The organism is Marisediminicola senii (genome assembly GCF_011057645.1).
Lineage (GTDB): Bacteria > Actinomycetota > Actinomycetes > Actinomycetales > Microbacteriaceae > Marisediminicola > Marisediminicola senii.
On sequence record NZ_JAALGE010000018.1, the window covers coordinates 1 to 16379 of the forward strand.

A 16379-nucleotide genomic window follows, 5' to 3' on the forward strand; every position below is an offset into this window, starting at 1 on the left:
CGCCAGATCCCGCCTCACCCTCGTCCCCGACACCGGAACCGAGGTGACCACCGAACCCGCCCTCGGACTCAGCGCCTAACCCCCAAACCGAAGGACACCGCTACACCACCACCGGGGACTTGACCGGCACATGTCCCACCCCTGACGTAGGCTCGGCACAATGAATGGCGCAGTGCAACTACCCCTCGACCTCGCCGAACTCACGTTCGCGGCATCCGGCGATTCCCTGGTGCGTCGCACCGTTCTGCCGAGCGGGGTGAGAATCCTGTCCGAGCGCGTGCCCGGTGCGCGCAGCGCCACGATCGGCTACTGGGTCGCCGTGGGTTCGCGCGACGAGTCGGCCGGAACCTTCGGGTCCACCCACTTTCTCGAGCACCTGCTGTTCAAGGGCACCACCACGCGAACCGCCCTCGACATCGCGATCAGCTTCGACGCGGTCGGCGGCGAGCACAACGCGGCGACGGCCAAGGAGTACACCTGCTACTACGCCAAGGTGCAGGACCGCGACCTCCCGATGGCCGTCGAGGTGCTCGCCGACATGTTCACGTCGTCTCTGCTCGACGCCGAGGAGTTCGAGAACGAACGCGAGGTGATCCTCGAAGAACTGGCCATGGCCGAAGACGACCCGGGCGACGTCGCCAGCGAGCGCCTGTTCGAAGCGGTCTTCGGCGATCACCCGCTGGCCAGGCCGATCGGTGGCAGCCCGCAGACCATCGCCGACGCCACCCGGGAATCGGTGTGGAACCACTACGGGGCCAATTACCGGGCCCAAGACCTCGTGATCACCGTCGCGGGAGCCGTCGACCACGACGAGCTCGTCAACGGCGTCGTGCGGTCACTCGAGGCAGCGGGATGGAACCTGGGCGCCGAGGCGGCACCGGTCGCGCGTCGCGACGGGTCGGGAGTCGTCATCGACCGCGGATCCCCCCTGGTCGTCGTGCAGCGCCCCGTCGAGCAGGCGAACGTGCTCTTCGGCATGGCGGGGCTGCCGGCATCCGATCCCCGCCGCTCCACCCTCGCGGTGCTCAACTCGATCTTCGGCGGCGGCATGTCGTCACGGCTGTTCCAAGAGGTCCGGGAGAAGCGCGGACTCGCTTACTCGGTCTACTCGTTCTCGCCCAGCTACTCCGATGCCGGCCTGTTCGGCATCTACGCCGGGTGCTCGCCGGCGAAACTCGAGCAGGTGTCGGAACTCGTGCTCGGCGAGTTCAGCCGGCTCGCTCGCGACGGGGTATCGGTCGAAGAACTCGACAGGGCAGTGGGGCAGTTGAGCGGGGCATCCGCCCTCGCCCTCGAAGACTCCGACACCCGCATGTCGCGGCTCGGCCGGGCAGAACTGACGCTGGGCGAATTCGCCGACCTCGACGAAGCGCTCCGACGCCTCGCCCTGGTCACCCCGGACGGCGTGCAGCAGCTGGCCGCCGACCTGTTGGCCCAGCCGCTCTCGGTCGCCGCCGTCGGCACCATCGACGAGGCGACCCTCACCGGGCTCACGGCGGCGGTGTAGCGCGATGTCGCACTTTCTCTACCTGGTCAGGCACGGCGAGCAGCAGGACGCCGAGCACGGCCTGCCGGACGGCCCGCTCTCCGAACGCGGAAAGCGCCAGGCCAAGGCCATCGCCGACCGGCTCAGCGGAGTGCCGTTCGACGGGGCGTGGCACTCACCGCTGCAGCGCGCGGAAGAGACCGCGCAGATCATGACGGCGAGCATGCCGAGCCTCAAGCCCGTGCCGTCGGCGCTGCTGTTCGACTGCATCCCGTCCGGCCCGACCCCCGACATGCCGCAGGCGTTCCTGCCGTTCTTCGGATCGGTCACCGAGGCCGAGATCGACGCGGGGCGCGCCCAGATGACCGATGCCGGCGCGGAATGGCTCACCCCGTCGCGACAGGACCGCCACGACCTGCTGATCACCCATAACTTCGTCATCGCGTGGTTCGTGCGGGAGGTTTTCGACGCCCCGGCCTGGCGCTGGATGGGCACCAACCAGGCGAACTGCGGGCTCACCATCATCCGGGTCCGCTCGGTCAAGTCGCCGGAGCTGATCGCGCACAACGACCTCGCGCACCTCCCGGTCGAGTTGCGCACCGGCCTGCCGGTCGCCCAGCCGCTGTAGCACCGCTCGCCGCGTGCCGAGCGCGGCTCGGCGAACGAGGCGGGTGCGCCTGTGTGGGGCGGGCAGCCGCCCGCTGACCTTCGCTACTCGAGTTCGGTCGTCAGGTTCTTCGCGAACCAGTGCGTCGCGTTGGGGTTGTCGTTGTAGGCGGCGATCTCGACGTACCCGGCGTTGCGGTAGAGGCCGGCCGCAGCCTCCTGCGCGACATTGGTGTCGAGCACGACCTCGCTCGCGCCGAATGCTCGTGCGCGTGACTCGAGCTCCTCGAGCAGCAGTCGCCCGAACCCGCGTCCCCTGAGGTGTGGCTGCAGCCAGAGGTGCTTGACCTCGAAGCGCGTCACCCCGGCCGAGTGGTCGAGCAGTCGGATGCCGCCGCACCCGACATCGGCCGGAGCGCTCGCGGCGGCATCCACACCGTTCTCATCGCCGGCTCCGGGGCGGGGCGTGTCGTCCTGCACGATCAGGAAAACGCCGCGGGGCGGCACGAACTGGGTGGGGGAGGGGAACGCGGTGCGGTATTCGCCCATGCCGGCGGGAAAGGATTGCGCCCGACTGGCGAAGTACTCGGTGAGGAGGGTGACGGAGGAATCCTCCGTCACCGCCGCGGTGCGAAACGTGACCATTCGCCCAGCCTAGGACGCGGGGGACGGTGCCCGGCGCTGGGTGCTCCCGCACGTCTGGTGCCCGGCGTGCCCGGGTAGATTGGACGCATGATCACCAAGGTCGCCGTCGTCGGCGCAACCGGCCGGCTGGGCTCCCTCGTCTGCGACATCGTCGAGCAGTCCAGCGACTACGACCTCGTCGCCCGGCTCGACTCGAAGGGCCCGCTCGAGGACATGCTCGGGGCGCAGATCGCCGTCGACGTGACCCTGCCCGGCGTGAGCCAGCGCGTCGTCGACTTCGCCGTGTCGCACGGCATCTCGGTCGTGGTCGGCACCAGCGGCTGGTCGGCCGACCGCATCACGTCGCTCGAGAACCACCTCGCCGGATCCGAGGTCGGCGTGCTCGTCATCCCGAACTTCTCCCTCGGGTCGGCCCTCGCCACGAGCTTCGCGACCATCGCCGCGCGCTACTTCGAATCCATCGAGATCGTCGAGACCCACGCCGCCACGAAGGTGGACTCCCCATCGGGTACCGCCGTGCGCACGGCCGAGCTGATGGGTGTCGCCAGGGCGACGCTCGGGCCGGTCATCGCCCCGCACACCGACCAGCGTGCCCGCGGGCAGCAGGTGGCCAGCATCCCGATCCACAGCCTCCGCCTCGACGGCGTGCTCGCGCGGCAGGACGTCGTGTTCAGCGGGAACGGCGAGACGGTGACCGTCAGCCACCAGACGCTGTCGAACGAGTCGTATCGCGCCGGCATCCACCTCGCCCTCGACGCCGCCCGCACCGCGACCGGCGTCACCGTCGGGCTCGACAAGCTGATCGACCTCGGCGGCGCCGGATGACCACGCGCATCCTCGTCATCGTGATGACGGCGCTGCTCGCCCTGTACCTCGCGGTCGTCGGCGTTCTGGCCGTTCGGCTGCTCACCGTCGACGACACCGTCGTGCGCATCATGGGCGTGGCCCTGATCGTGCTGCCCTTGATCGGGCTGTGGGCCCTCGTCGCCGAGCTCCTGTTCGGGTTGCGCACGCAGAAGCTCGGTGCCATCGTGCAGGCGGACGGCGACCTGCCGGCCGACACCCTGCCGCTCCGGCCGAGCGGCCGACCGGTGCGCAGTGCGGCAGACGCGGACTTTCCGCGCTACCGATCGGCCGTCGAGAGCGACCCAGGCAACTGGAAGGCGTGGTTCCGCCTCGGGCTCGCCTACGACGCGTGCGGAGACCGCCGTCGGGCGCGCTCGTCGGTGCGCAGGGCCATCGCGCTGCACCGCGACGCGGTCGCCTGAGGCACGGCGCGGCCCCGCTACTTCTTCGCGGCGCCGTCGCCCTCGAACACGGCGTCGATCGCCTGCTCGACGGTCTCGTGGCGGAAGGTGAACCCGTCGGCGAGCAGCGTTGTCGGCACCATCTTCTGGCTCGACAGCAGAAGCTCGCGCCCGGCCTCACCCATCACGAGCGACACGATCCGCTCGGGGAACACGAAGTTGTACGGGCGGTGCAGCTTCTTCGCGAGGTAGGCGGTTGCCCGGTCGGATGTCGCGGGATCGGGTCCGGCGAGGTTCACGGGGCCCTCGACCCGGGAGGCCACGAGGTGGCGGATCGCGGCGGCCTCGTCGTGGAGGCTGATCCACGGCCAGTACTGCCCGCCCGTGCCCACCCGCACCGCGAGGCCGAGCTTGGTCGGCAGTATGAGCTGCTTCAGCGCCCCGCCGTTCGCGATCACCAATCCGGTGCGGAGGGTGACCAGGCGGGTCGCGGCCGGACGCTCGGCCGCGGCCGCCTCCCACTGCCGCACGACGTCGGCAAGAAAACCGGTGCCCTCCGGTGCGCCGTCCGCGAGGCGTGCCGACGGCTGGTCGCCGTAGATGCCCACCGCCGAGCCACTGAGGAACGCGGTGGGGGGCGTCGCGGCGCGGTTCATGGCACCGACCAGGGCACTGGTCACCTGCAGGCGCGAATCGAGGATGGTCTGCTTGTACTTCTTCGTCCAGGGGATGCGCGCGATGGACGCCCCGGAGAGGTTGATGACCGCGTCGACCCCATCCATCACCGACGGGTCGAGGGTGCCGCTCGCTGGATCCCACTGGCGCTCGTCTGCACCGCGCGGGGTTCGGCGCACGAGGCGGGTCACGGCGAAGCCGTTCGCGGTGAGCTGCTTCACCAGCTCGCCGCCGATGAGGCCGGACGCCCCGGCAATGAGAACCGAGGTCGGTGCCGCCCCGTTGGCTGATGAATCGCTGGTCACAGGCATGATGGCCCCTCCGTTCCGCACAGCATATGGCACCTCGCCCGGCGCGCGCCTGAGCGCTCACACTGCCGCCGCCGTGACCCGCGACACCGCGCGCCATGACCCGCCACTGCCGCCGCCGTGACCCGCAACACCGCGCGCCGCCATCCGCCACGCCGCGCGCCACGGGCCGGCACGCCGGGCGCCCAGCGCTTCCGGGCTATCGTGATGACCGTGCCAGAACAGACCGAGAACGACGTTCCCCGTCACGCCGACGCCCAGTTCCGCTCCGATATCGCCGTCGAGCTCGTGCGCCACAGCGCCAGCGACTCCGACGTGCTGTTCGCCGCCCGGGTGTCGACCCAGGGGGAGCAGACCCTCGAGTCCGCGCAGAACGACGATGTCGACGCATCCCGCAGCAAGGGGCTCATCAACTACCTGATGCGCGACCGCCACGGGTCGCCGTTCGAGCACAACTCGATGACGTTCTACGTGCAGGCGCCGATCTTCGTGTTCCGCGAGTTCATGCGGCACCGCATTGCCTCGTACAACGAGGAGTCTGGCCGCTATCGCGAGCTCAACCCGGTCTTCTACGTGCCAGGGCCCGACCGCAACCTCGTGCAGGTGGGCAAGCCTGGCGCATACGACTTTCTGCCAGGCACGCCAGAGCAGACCGACCTCGTGGCCGACGAGACGCGCCGCATCTCGACCGAGGCATTCGCCTCGTATCAACGGATGCTGGATGCCGGCGTCGCCCGCGAGGTGGCCCGCATCGTGCTGCCGCTCAACATCTACTCCTCGATGTACGTCACGATGAACGCGCGGTCGCTGATGAACTTCCTCTCGCTGCGCACCAAGCGGGAGGGCACGCACTTTCCGTCGTTCCCGCAGCGCGAGATCGAGATGGCCGCCGAGAAGATGGAGGGCTTCTTCGAGGAGCTCATGCCGATCACCTACGAGACGTTCAACCAGAACGGGCGCGTCGCTCCATAGCCCGACCGACGTTAAGCTGGGGTACGTGTCTACGACGTCGAACCCATTTGGCCAGGTGCTTGTCGCACTCGTCACCCCCTTCACCGCCGACGGCGAGGTCGACTGGGCGGGTGTCGAGAAGCACATCGACGACGTCATCACCGACGGGGCAGACGGCATCGTCGTCACCGGCACCACGGGCGAGACCAGCACCCTGACTGACCCGGAGAAGCTACGCCTCGTCGAGGTCGGCAAGTCCGTCGCGAACGGCCGCGCCAAGATCATCACCGGGGGCGGATCCAACGAGACCGCGCACGCCATCGAGCTCTACAAGGCCAGCGAGAAGGCCGGCGCCGACGGCGTCATGATCGTCACCCCGTACTACAACAAGCCCACCCAGGCCGGCATCCTCACGCACTTCCGCATGATCGCCGACGCCACCGACCTGCCGGTCATCCTCTATGACATCCCCGGCCGCACCGGCGTCCCGATCCGCTACGAGACCATCCTCCGGGCCGCGAAGCACCCCAACATCCTCGCGATCAAGGATGCAAAGGGCGACTTCAGCGAGGTCAGCCGCGTGCTGAACCAGACCGACCTGCTCTACTTCTCCGGTGACGACGCCAACGCGCTCCCACACCTCGCGATCGGCGCCTCCGGACTCATCGGCGTGACCGCCAACATCGCCGCCGCGCCCTACCGCGTGATCGTCGACGCGGTCAACGCCGGCGACCTCACCGCTGCCACCGCCGCCCACATGGCCCTCGAGCCCCTCGTGCGCGCCGTGATGACCCACGTGCCTGGCACCGTCGCGGCGAAGTACATCCTGCACGGCCTCGGCCGCATCGCGAGCCCCCGGGTTCGCCTGCCGCTCGTCGGCCCCGAGGACTTCGAAGCCGCCATGATCGAAGACGAGATTGCCCTGGTCGGCGAGATCCCCGGACTCGACCTGACGAACTTCCGTCCCGACCGCAACGCGGCCGCCGGTGGCGCCCTGCCCAAGGTGGCCGGCACCACCCGCTAGTACTCCTGAGGTTTTATAAAATTCATCCTGCGGGATGACCCCACGGCGCCCAACCGTCGGTAGGTTGAGCGAAGCGCAGCCTCCGGAGGGCAGTGCACCGTCTCCTGGAGTCATCGTGGGCATCGTTCGCACCTGGATCTTTCCGATCATCCGCCTCCTGATCTTCGCGGCCATCGCCGCGGCGCTCGTCAAGCTCGCCTTCTTCGGCGAGACCACCCAGGCGGCGTCGCCCGAGTTCCCGACCGCCGAGATCGTCGAGCCGGAGGTTCCGGTGGTCATCGGTACCATCCAGAACGACGTGACCGTCACCGGTTCGGTGGCGCAGGATGCCGCGGTGCCCGTCAAGGCGACCATGGCGGGTGACGTCGTCAGGGTGATCGCCGCCGTCGGCGCCACCGTCGCCGCGGACACCCCCGTCGCCACCATCCGGTCGACGACCCCCGGCGCCATCGCGGCCGACGGCACCGTCGCTCCCGACGTGGTCAAGACCGTGACCGTGGTCGCCGGCTCGCCCGGCATCCTGTCGTCGGTGTCCGTCATCGCCGCACAGACGGTCACGGTCGGCGAGGCCATCGCGCAGGTCGCCCCGACCACGTTCAGCGTCAGCGGCGCCCTCGCGCCCGAGCAGCAGTACCGCCTGATCACCCGCCCGTCCGAGGCCACCGTGAGCATCACGGGCGGCCCGGCGCCGTTCACCTGCACGGGACTCACCATCAGCAGCGCGCTGCCGGGGGCGACCTCGGTATCGGGCGCCGGCGACGGCGCAGAACCGGCGCCCGCGACCGGGGCCACCGTGCGGTGCGCCGTGCCAGCCGAGGTCACCGTCTTCGCCGGGCTCGCGGCCGAACTCACGATGGCCGGGGGAGTCGCCGAGAACGTGCTCACCGTTCCGGTGACCGCCGTCGAGGGATCCGCCGGCACCGGCAACGTCTACGTGCTGGCCGACGACGGCTCGAGCGAACCCAAGCCGGTCACCCTCGGGCTCACCGACGGCACCTCGGTGGAGATCACCGGCGGGCTGGCTGAGAACGAGATGGTCATGCAGTACGTGCCGGGGGCGCCGCAACAGGGCGTCGACATGGGAGACGGCTGCATGTCGTTCCCCGACGGCAGCATCACCTGCGAGGGCTGATCCGTGGCACTGCTCGAGTTGCAGGGCGTCACCCGCTCCGTGCGGCTGCCCGATTCGTCGGTCCTCGACATCCTCCGCGGCGTCGACCTCGAGGTCGACGTGGGCGACCATGTCTCCGTGGTCGGCCGGTCCGGGTCGGGCAAGACCACGCTGCTCAACCTCCTCGGGCTGCTCGACGCCCCGTCATCCGGAACCATCCACTTCGACGGCAGGCTCGTCTCCCGCCTCAGGTCCGGGCAGCGCGACCGCGCCAGGGGAGCCGACATCGGCTTCATATTCCAGCAGTTCAACCTCCTGCCGGGGCGCACCGCGCTCGAGAACGTGCAGACCCCTCTGCTCTACGCCACGGGTCGCCAGTTCTGGCAGCGGCGCCGGCTGGCCGCCGAGATGCTCGACCGCGTCGGGCTCTCCGGGCGCATGCAGTCCATGCCCGAGAAGCTCTCCGGCGGCGAACAGCAGCGCGTCGCCATCGCGAGGGCCCTGGTGCGCGGGCCGCGCCTGATCCTGGCCGACGAACCGACCGGCGCACTGGACATCGAGACGGGCACTACCGTGATGGCCCTGCTCGACGACGTCGCCGAAGCCTCGGGGGCCGCCCTCATCACCATCACCCATGACACCAACGTCGCCGCCCTCGCGCGACGGCACTACCGGCTCGACACCGGCGTGCTCACCCCGCTCGACATCACCCGCGCGCTCGCCGCAGCGCTGGACGTGCCACGGTGAGGCGCCTGGCCGCCAGTGTGGTCGGCGCGATGGTCGAGGCGGCAGCCGAGTTGCGCATCCACCGCACCCGCGTGCTGCTCAGCCTCATCGGTGTCGCCGTCGCCGTCGCCGCCCTGACCACGGTGGTCGGGCTCGGAACCGTCGCGCAGCAGTCGTCACTCGAGTCGTACGAGCGCAGCGGCGGTCGCGCCGCGACGATCGGCGCGTACTTCTACAGCCAGTCGGGTGAGCCGATGGATGCCGCGTCCCTCGCGTCATCGGTCGACACCGTGGTCGACAAGTACCGGATCTCGCACCACACGTCGAACGGATACGCCAACCAGCGCGTGCAGCTGCCCGAGGGCGTCGCTGACATCCCGTTCCAGCTGGTCGACGTCGACTACGCCGTGATCCACCGCCTGACCGTGCTGCACGGGGACTGGTTCACCGACCGCGACGCCGGCCGCTTCGCACCGGCGATCATCATCAACGAGGGCTTCTGGAACCGCATCGGGTCGCCCGACCCGCGAACCCACCCGACGGTCGAGCTGACCGGTGCCGATGCCGCGACAGCCGTGGTCATCGGCGTCGTGGAGTCCTTCCCCGGCGACACCACGAGCTCTGGCATGATGCTCACCGACGCGTTCGCCGCGATCGTCGACCCCGCCGTACTCGCGCAGCAGCCGCCGAGCTACGAGTTCTGGGTGCCGGAAGAGACCTCGGACCAGCTGACCACCCTGCTGTCGCGCGACCTCGAGGCGATGGCCGGCGAGGGCGTGCAGGTCGACGTCAACCGGCAGGACTTCGGGGCGAGCGGAGAGGACCCCTTCGCCCCCATCCGCATGGTCGTGACCGGGGTCGCGGTGCTGATCCTCTTCCTCGGCGCCCTCAGCCTGGTGAACATCTCCCTCGTCACCGTGCGCCAGCGCATCCGCGAGATCGGCATCCGCCGCAGCTTCGGGGCGACCGCCCCGCGCATCTTCTTCGCGGTCATGATGGAGAGCGTCGTCGGCACCGTGGTGGCCGGGGTCATCGGGGTCGGGGTCGCCATCGCGATCGTGCAGAGCCCCATCGTGCAGGGCTACATCGCCCCCGGCGTCATCGACATCCCGCCGTTCCCCGTCGACGCGGCCCTGATCGGACTCGCCGCGTCGGTCGCGGTCGGTGCGCTCGCCGGGCTGCTCCCCGCGCTGGTCGCCGTGCGGGTCAGGGTCATCGACGCCATCCGCTACTGATGCCTCCCGATTCGTCGGGAGTGACGGGCAGTCCCGTGCCGTCGAGGCGATGCATGGATGCCGCGTGGCGGGTGTCGCACCTGCCGCCCGGGCGCCCCCGCCGGTAGTTTGGAACCATGGCTACGACCACCCGCCCGTCACCGCGCGCCAAATCCACCTCCGGGCAGACCCGCGCAAAGAACGGCACGACCGCAGCCAAGGGCTCGACGCGCAAGCTCCCCGTCACCCCCGTGCCCGACGAGGGCCCCGGACTGCTCGCCCGCGGCTGGATCGGCATGTCACACCTGGTCGGCGGTGCGGCCCGCGTGCTCGGCAAGGAGACGCTGGCCAAGGACGAGCGCCGCGACGGAGTACCGTTCTTCCTCTTCGTGCTCGCCGTGCTCGGCGCCGCGGTGGAGTGGTTCAACCCGTCCGACCCCGTCGCGATCGCCCTCGACGCGTACACCTTCGGTGGCCTGTTCGGTCGGGTCGCGTTCGCGCTGCCGGTGATCATGCTGCTCTTCGCGATCTGGCTGTTCCGGCATCCATCCTCGGTCCACGACAACGGACGCATCGGCATCGGCCTCGCCATCGGTTTGACGAGCATCAGCGCGCTGTGCCACATCTTCCTCGGGCAACCGCTCCCCGCCGAGGGCATGCCCGGCCTCGCCGTCGCGGGCGGCGTCCTCGGGTGGGTGCTCGCCGCACCCCTCATCGCCATCATCACCGACGCCGGCGCGACGGCGGTCGTCGTCGTGCTGCTCATCCTCTCGATCTTCATCATCACCAAGACCCCGCCGAACAAGACCGTCCGGCGCCTCCACGAGCTCTACGCCTACCTGTTCGGGGCGACCATCCCCGACGAGGAGGCCGTGGCGGAGGCCAAGGCGGCCAAGCGCAACGCGGCCACCCTCGAGCGCGTCGACGCCGCCAGCGACGACGACGAGGTCGACCCGTCACAGCTGCCGTGGTGGCGTCGCAACAAGACCCAGCGCGAAGAGGACCCCGCGTTCGACAGCCCTGTACTCAGCCCGGCGCTCGCAACAAGCGAGACCGAGGTCATCGATCGCACGCTCCCCGCCGAGACCGCGTACTCCGACGACCTCATCGACGAGCTCGACAATGCCGAGCGGGCCGTCGTGCGGTTCACCGGCGAGGTCGACCAGCACCCGACGGGCATCCGCGACGACTCGGGTCCGATCGGCCCCGTCGAGCTGCTCCCCGGCTTCTCCGACCGGGCATCGGTCAAGGGCCAGGCGGGCGAGTTCGACGACCCGGCGCAGGGTGCCCCCAGCACGCCGTACCGCCTGCCCGCCGTCTCGGCGCTGAGCCTCGGCACCCCGGCGAAGTCCCGCTCCGAGGCGAACGACGAGATCGTGCGCGCCATCACCGAGGTGCTCGACCAGTTCTCCGTCGACGCGAAGGTCACCGGCTTCAGCCGCGGGCCGACCGTGACCCGATACGAGATCGAACTCGGCCCGAGCGTCAAGGTCGAGAGGGTCACCGCCCTCAGCAAGAACCTCAGCTACGCGGTCAAGAGCAACGAGGTGCGCATCCTCTCGCCGATCCCCGGCAAGAGCGCTATCGGCGTCGAGATCCCCAACACCGACCGTGAGATCGTCTCGCTCGGCGACGTGCTGCGCTCCAAGGCGGCCACGAGCAACACGCACCCGCTCACCATGGGCCTCGGCAAGGACGTCGAGGGGGGATTCGTCGTCGCGAACCTCTCGAAGATGCCCCACCTCCTCGTCGCCGGCGCCACCGGCTCCGGCAAGTCGAGCTTCGTGAACTCGATGATCACCTCGATCCTCATGCGGGCGACGCCGGCCGAGGTCCGCATGGTGCTGATCGACCCGAAGCGCGTCGAGCTCACGCCGTATGCCGGCATCCCGCACCTCATCACCCCGGTGATCACGAGCCCCAAGAAGGCCGCCGAGGCGCTGAGCTGGGTCGTCAAAGAGATGGACATGCGCTACGACGACCTCGAGAGCTTCGGGTTCCGTCACATCGACGACTTCAACCGGGCGGTGCTCGCGAACGAGATCGTGCTGCCGGTGGGCAGCGAACGCCGTCTTAAGCCATACCCGTACCTGCTCATCGTCGTCGACGAGCTCGCCGACCTGATGATGGTCGCGCCGCGCGACGTCGAGGACTCGATCGTGCGGATCACCCAGCTGGCCCGCGCATCCGGCATCCACCTCGTGCTCGCCACGCAGCGCCCGAGCGTCGACGTCGTGACCGGACTCATCAAGGCCAACGTGCCGTCGCGCCTCGCGTTCGCCGTGAGCAGCATGACCGACAGCCGCGTCATCCTCGACCAGCCGGGCGCCGACAAGCTGATCGGCCAGGGCGATGCGCTGTTCCTGCCGATGGGCACGTCGAAGTCGATCCGCGTGCAGGGCGCGTGGGTCAGTGAGAGCGAAGTCAACGCCGTCGTGCAGCACGTCACCCGGCAGGCGCAGCCCGAGTACCGCAACGACGTCGCCGTCACCGCCGAGAAGAAGGCCATCGACGGAGACATCGGAGACGACCTCGAGGTGCTGCTCGCCGCGGCCGAGCTGGTCGTCAGCACCCAGTTCGGGTCGACGTCGATGCTGCAGCGCAAGCTGCGCGTCGGCTTCGCGAAGGCCGGCCGCCTGATGGACCTCCTCGAGTCCCGCGAGATCGTCGGGGCATCCGAGGGATCCAAGGCCCGCGACGTGCTCGTGGCGCCGGAGCAGCTGGCCGGGGTGCTCGCACGCCTGCGCGGCGACGACGCTCCGGACGAGCCGGCGGCACGGTCGTCGGTACCCGGTGCGACGGCCGCTGGGGCCGGTCCTGCCGGAGTCGGTGCTGCGGGGGTTGGGGCGACGGACCAGTACGGGGTCGACCCCGTGGGCGACATGACGCGAGGCTACGATGAGGTCGATGACACCTCGGACGAGGATGCCTGGGGACTGACGGGCAGGGAGTAGCGACGTGGCCGCCGAGAGTGCAACGACACCGGGGCCCGGCGACCCGGGTCGCCGACCCAACCCCATGCGCGGCAGGGTCGCGAGTTTCGGGGACAGCCAGGCGAGCTCGGCGAACATCGCCAACATCATCACGGTGGTGCGCATCCTCATGGCGCCGGTGTTCGTGTGGCTGCTGCTCGCCGACGCGGGAGAGCTCGGCGCGTTGCGCTGGGTCGCCGCCATCGTGTTCATCGTCGCGATCGTCACCGACAGCGTCGACGGGTTCCTGGCCAGGAGGCTGAACCTGGTCACCGACCTCGGCAAGATCCTCGACCCGATCGCCGACAAGGTGCTCATCGGCGGGGCCCTGGTCTCGCTCTCGATCCTGGGCGAGCTGTGGTGGTGGGTCACAATCGTCGTGCTGGTGCGCGAGCTCGGCATCACGGTGTACCGGTTCGTCGCACTGCGCACACGCGTGATCCCGGCATCCAGCGGGGGGAAAATCAAGACCGTGCTGCAGTCGGTGGCGATCTCGCTGTACCTCGCTCCGATCCAGCTCATCGTCGGCGACTGGGTGCTCTGGGTATCCGCCGTGGTGATGGCGCTGGCCCTCATCGCGACCGTGGTCACCGGAATCGACTACCTCGTCAAGGACTACAAGCTCAACCGCCCGAACGGTGCGGGCCGGCAGGGCACGGCAGCGTGACCGGCACCGCGGGCCCCGATGCCCGCGCCGTCATCGAGCAGCTCGCCGAGGCGGGTTTCACCATCGCGGTTGCGGAGTCGCTCACCGGCGGGCTCGTGGCTGCCGCCCTGACGGCGGTGCCCGGCGCATCCGCCGTCGTCAGCGGGGGTGTCGTCTCCTACTCCACGGCGATCAAGCATTCAGTGCTCGGCGTATCCAGGGAGCTCCTCGACATCAGGGGACCGGTGGATCCGGATGTCGCGGCCCAGATGGCATCGGGAGTGCGGCGGGTGCTCGCGATCGACGGGACCCCCGCCGATGTGGGCGTCGCCACCACCGGCGTCGCGGGCCCCGGCGCGCACGACGGGCATCCGGCGGGCACCGCATTCGTCGCCGTCGACGTCAGGGGCGAGCTGAAAGTCATCCATCTCTCGCTCACCGGCGACCGGGATGCAATCCGCGCGGGCGTCGTCTCCGAATCACTGGCAGCCATCGTGAATGCGGTGGCTGCGGGCTGACAGTACCGGCGAGGCCCCCGGGAATGTTTCCCGTTTCGATCTCGTTACATGTCTGTGATTCACAACCGTCATACAGTGGCCTCTGGCTAGAGTTCGACGAAACGGATGTGATCATAGACACCCGCTTCAGCATCCCGCACAGAAGCCGATTCACGTCGAGGGTACGTCACTAAGGAGGAGGGTCCACATGGTTCTGGTACGCCAAGAAATCGGAGATGTTCTCCGGGACTTCCGCCTGCAGAAGGGTCGCACCCTTCGTCAGGTAGCGAGCAAGGCGAGCGTTGCTCTCGGTTACCTGAGCGAGGTTGAGCGAGGCCAGAAAGAGGCCAGCTCAGAGATTCTCGCTTCGGTCGCGGATGCTCTCGAAACACCCATTTCCGTCATCATGCGCGAGGTCGGTGACCGCATGGCAGTGATCGAGGGATTGAACCCGATCCCCGACACCGTTCCCGACGACCTCGTCGCCAACTTCGACGCGGACCTCGCCGTCCGCTGACTCCCCAGAACGCCCCGGTGCTCGAGCACCGGGGCGTTCTGCATGCCCGGGCACCCGTGTGACGGTACGCCGTGCGTCACGATGTCGACGCGTCACGGCGACCACGCACAGGTTGCTACCGTGGGAAGCGTGAGAGAGAGCGAGTTCTGGGTGGCCGTCGCCGCGGAGTTCGGCGACACCTACGGCAATACCGTCACTCGCGACCTGGTGCTCATCGAGTTCGGCGACCTGACCGCCGTGCAGGCAATGGCCGCGGGCCACGGGCCCCGCGCGGTCTGGCTCGCCCTGTGCGCTGCGACCGACGTCCCGCCCAGCCGCCGGCACGGCGTCGGGCAATTGCCCAAGAACTAGCCCTCAACACGCCGCCCGCCTCTCGAACATCCGTTCGGGTGTGGCTAGGCTCCTTCACAGGCGCAATCGAAGCGATTTGTGCACTGTAGGCCGTTTCCATCGAGCAATGTCGGTGCCCACGCGTACAGTCGCAATCGTCGACACGGCGTCTCGTGACACCGAATCGACAGGCAACACCTGCACCACCAGCACTACCCGCACCACCTGCAACAACTGCCTTGTCGCGGACTACCGGGCCCTGCAACATCGGCTCGGTACCTCAGCGGCAGCCTATAGGCGCACCATCGACTACGAAGAAAGAGCCCTCACCATGGCATCAGCAGCAGATCGCGAAAAGTCACTCGAAACCGCACTCGCCCAGATCGACCGCCAGTTCGGCAAGGGCTCCGTCATGCGCCTGGGCAGCGACGAACGCGCCCCCGTCGCCATTATCCCCACCGGGTCCATCGCGCTCGACGTCGCGCTGGGTATCGGGGGGCTCCCGCGCGGCCGCATCGTAGAGATCTACGGCCCCGAGTCGTCGGGTAAGACCACGCTCACCCTGCACGCGATCGCGAACGCGCAGCGCGCAGGCGGCATCGCCGCATTCATCGACGCCGAGCACGCGCTCGACCCCGAATACGCCAAGAAGCTCGGCGTCGACATCGACGCACTGCTCGTCTCCCAGCCCGACACCGGTGAGCAGGCCCTCGAGATCGCCGACATGCTGGTGCGCTCCGGCTCCATCGACCTCATCGTCATCGACTCGGTCGCGGCCCTGGTGCCGCGTGCAGAGATCGAGGGCGAGATGGGCGATACCCACGTCGGCCTCCAGGCGCGACTCATGTCACAGGCGCTCCGCAAGCTGACCGGTGGCCTGAGCCAGACCAACACCACCATGATCTTCATCAACCAGCTGCGCGAGAAGATCGGGGTGTTCTTCGGCAGCCCCGAGACCACCGCGGGAGGAAAGGCACTCAAGTTCTACGCCTCCGTGCGCCTCGACATCCGCCGCATCGAGACCCTGAAAGACGGCACCGATGCCGTCGGAAACCGCACTCGTGTCAAGGTCGTCAAGAACAAGATGGCACCGCCGTTCAAGCAGGCGGAGTTCGACATCCTCTACGGCGTCGGTATCTCGCGTGAGGGCAGCCTGATCGACTTCGGTGTCGAGCACGAGATCGTGCGCAAGTCCGGCGCCTGGTACACCTACGACGGTGACCAGCTCGGGCAGGGCAAGGAGAACTCGCGCAACCACCTGCTGAAGAACCCGGAGATCGCGAACGAGATCGAGCACAAGATCAAGGTCAAGCTCGGCATCATCCCCGACCCCGACGCTGTCGCAGGGGCGCCCGTAGTTGAGGCGCCGCCCGTCGAGTCCATCCAGAAGAAGCTGGCCTCCCGCAAGGCTGTCGGCGCCTGAT

The 16379-nt window shown here is 68.9% G+C and carries 17 protein-coding genes; 15 read left to right on the plus strand and 2 right to left on the minus strand.

What is annotated here, in order from left to right:
* Positions 1–160 precede the first annotated feature (160 nt).
* Positions 161–1507 carry a M16 family metallopeptidase gene (locus G5S38_RS07805; RefSeq protein ID WP_165066880.1) on the plus strand — a complete coding sequence of 449 codons (1347 nt, stop codon included), beginning with the start codon at positions 161–163 and terminating at the stop codon, positions 1505–1507.
* A 4-nt stretch (positions 1508–1511) separates the two neighbouring features.
* Positions 1512–2114, plus strand: coding sequence for a histidine phosphatase family protein (locus G5S38_RS07810; RefSeq protein ID WP_165066883.1), 603 nt, complete (start codon positions 1512–1514; stop codon positions 2112–2114).
* An 83-nt stretch (positions 2115–2197) separates the two neighbouring features.
* Here the strand turns inward: G5S38_RS07810 and G5S38_RS07815 are convergent, their stop codons facing one another.
* On the minus strand, positions 2198–2737 hold the full coding sequence (locus G5S38_RS07815) for a GNAT family N-acetyltransferase (RefSeq protein ID WP_165066886.1): 540 nt from the start codon (positions 2735–2737) through the stop codon (positions 2198–2200).
* Positions 2738–2824: 87 nt separating this feature from the next.
* Between G5S38_RS07815 and dapB the strand changes: the two genes are divergently transcribed.
* Both dapB and G5S38_RS07825 read left to right on the plus strand, forming a co-directional pair.
* Entirely contained in the window at positions 2825–3562 is a 738-nt protein-coding gene (gene dapB, locus G5S38_RS07820; protein ID WP_165066888.1) for a 4-hydroxy-tetrahydrodipicolinate reductase, read from the plus strand.
* Complete coding sequence (locus G5S38_RS07825) at positions 3559–4005, plus strand: tetratricopeptide repeat protein (protein ID WP_165066891.1); 447 nt, start codon at positions 3559–3561, stop codon at positions 4003–4005. Before dapB ends, G5S38_RS07825 begins: the two co-directional genes overlap by 4 nt.
* A 17-nt stretch (positions 4006–4022) precedes the next feature.
* Here the strand turns inward: G5S38_RS07825 and G5S38_RS07830 are convergent, their stop codons facing one another.
* Positions 4023–4970, minus strand: coding sequence for a TIGR01777 family oxidoreductase (locus G5S38_RS07830; RefSeq protein ID WP_165066894.1), 948 nt, complete (start codon positions 4968–4970; stop codon positions 4023–4025).
* A 210-nt stretch (positions 4971–5180) separates the two neighbouring features.
* Here G5S38_RS07830 and thyX point away from each other — a divergent pair, with 210 nt between their 5' ends.
* The 11 genes from thyX (at position 5181) to recA (ending at position 16378) form a co-directional block, all read left to right on the plus strand.
* A complete protein-coding gene (gene thyX / locus G5S38_RS07835) occupies positions 5181–5939 on the plus strand; it encodes an FAD-dependent thymidylate synthase (protein WP_235928960.1) in 759 nt (252 codons plus the stop codon).
* Between the two features lie 25 nt (positions 5940–5964).
* Positions 5965–6942 carry a 4-hydroxy-tetrahydrodipicolinate synthase gene (gene dapA / locus G5S38_RS07840; RefSeq protein ID WP_165066900.1) on the plus strand — a complete coding sequence of 326 codons (978 nt, stop codon included), beginning with the start codon at positions 5965–5967 and terminating at the stop codon, positions 6940–6942.
* Between the two features lie 115 nt (positions 6943–7057).
* Positions 7058–8074 carry an efflux RND transporter periplasmic adaptor subunit gene (locus G5S38_RS07845; protein WP_201276620.1) on the plus strand — a complete coding sequence of 339 codons (1017 nt, stop codon included), beginning with the start codon at positions 7058–7060 and terminating at the stop codon, positions 8072–8074.
* 3 nt (positions 8075–8077) lie between these two features.
* The gene (locus tag G5S38_RS07850; RefSeq protein ID WP_165066904.1) at positions 8078–8800 is read left to right on the plus strand and encodes an ABC transporter ATP-binding protein; all 723 of its coding nucleotides are present in this window, start codon (positions 8078–8080) and stop codon (positions 8798–8800) included.
* Positions 8797–10014, plus strand: a complete 1218-nt coding sequence (locus tag G5S38_RS07855) for an ABC transporter permease (RefSeq protein ID WP_235928961.1) — start codon at positions 8797–8799, stop codon at positions 10012–10014. Before G5S38_RS07850 ends, G5S38_RS07855 begins: the two co-directional genes overlap by 4 nt.
* 116 nt (positions 10015–10130) lie before the next feature.
* A complete protein-coding gene (locus tag G5S38_RS07860) occupies positions 10131–12947 on the plus strand; it encodes an FtsK/SpoIIIE family DNA translocase (protein WP_165066907.1) in 2817 nt (938 codons plus the stop codon).
* A gap of 64 nt (positions 12948–13011) precedes the next feature.
* Entirely contained in the window at positions 13012–13632 is a 621-nt protein-coding gene (pgsA, locus tag G5S38_RS07865; RefSeq protein WP_165067005.1) for a CDP-diacylglycerol--glycerol-3-phosphate 3-phosphatidyltransferase, read from the plus strand.
* A complete protein-coding gene (locus tag G5S38_RS07870) occupies positions 13629–14129 on the plus strand; it encodes a CinA family protein (protein ID WP_165066910.1) in 501 nt (166 codons plus the stop codon). The genes pgsA and G5S38_RS07870 overlap by 4 nt, the downstream gene beginning before the upstream one ends.
* Positions 14130–14316: 187 nt before the next feature.
* Complete coding sequence (locus tag G5S38_RS07875; protein ID WP_165066914.1) at positions 14317–14625, plus strand: helix-turn-helix domain-containing protein; 309 nt, start codon at positions 14317–14319, stop codon at positions 14623–14625.
* 129 nt (positions 14626–14754) lie between these two features.
* Positions 14755–14976, plus strand: coding sequence for a DUF3046 domain-containing protein (locus tag G5S38_RS07880; protein WP_165066916.1), 222 nt, complete (start codon positions 14755–14757; stop codon positions 14974–14976).
* A 310-nt stretch (positions 14977–15286) separates the two neighbouring features.
* Positions 15287–16378, plus strand: coding sequence for a recombinase RecA (gene recA / locus G5S38_RS07885; protein ID WP_165067008.1), 1092 nt, complete (start codon positions 15287–15289; stop codon positions 16376–16378).
* Position 16379 lies beyond the last annotated feature (1 nt).

Bases quoted from the DNA above. Each gene is read 5' to 3' on its own strand.
- G5S38_RS07830 (WP_165066894.1), bottom strand. From the start codon at position 4,970: ATGCCTGTGACCAGCGATTCATCAGCCAACGGGGCGGCACCGACCTCG.
- G5S38_RS07825 (WP_165066891.1), top strand. From the start codon at position 3,559: ATGACCACGCGCATCCTCGTCATCGTGATGACGGCGCTGCTCGCCCTG.
- G5S38_RS07805 (WP_165066880.1), top strand. From the start codon at position 161: ATGAATGGCGCAGTGCAACTACCCCTCGACCTCGCCGAACTCACGTTC.
- G5S38_RS07875 (WP_165066914.1), top strand. From the start codon at position 14,317: ATGGTTCTGGTACGCCAAGAAATCGGAGATGTTCTCCGGGACTTCCGC.
- recA (WP_165067008.1), top strand. From the start codon at position 15,287: ATGGCATCAGCAGCAGATCGCGAAAAGTCACTCGAAACCGCACTCGCC.
- dapB (WP_165066888.1), top strand. From the start codon at position 2,825: ATGATCACCAAGGTCGCCGTCGTCGGCGCAACCGGCCGGCTGGGCTCC.
- G5S38_RS07815 (WP_165066886.1), bottom strand. From the start codon at position 2,737: ATGGTCACGTTTCGCACCGCGGCGGTGACGGAGGATTCCTCCGTCACC.
- pgsA (WP_165067005.1), top strand. From the start codon at position 13,012: ATGCGCGGCAGGGTCGCGAGTTTCGGGGACAGCCAGGCGAGCTCGGCG.
- G5S38_RS07860 (WP_165066907.1), top strand. From the start codon at position 10,131: ATGGCTACGACCACCCGCCCGTCACCGCGCGCCAAATCCACCTCCGGG.
- G5S38_RS07810 (WP_165066883.1), top strand. From the start codon at position 1,512: ATGTCGCACTTTCTCTACCTGGTCAGGCACGGCGAGCAGCAGGACGCC.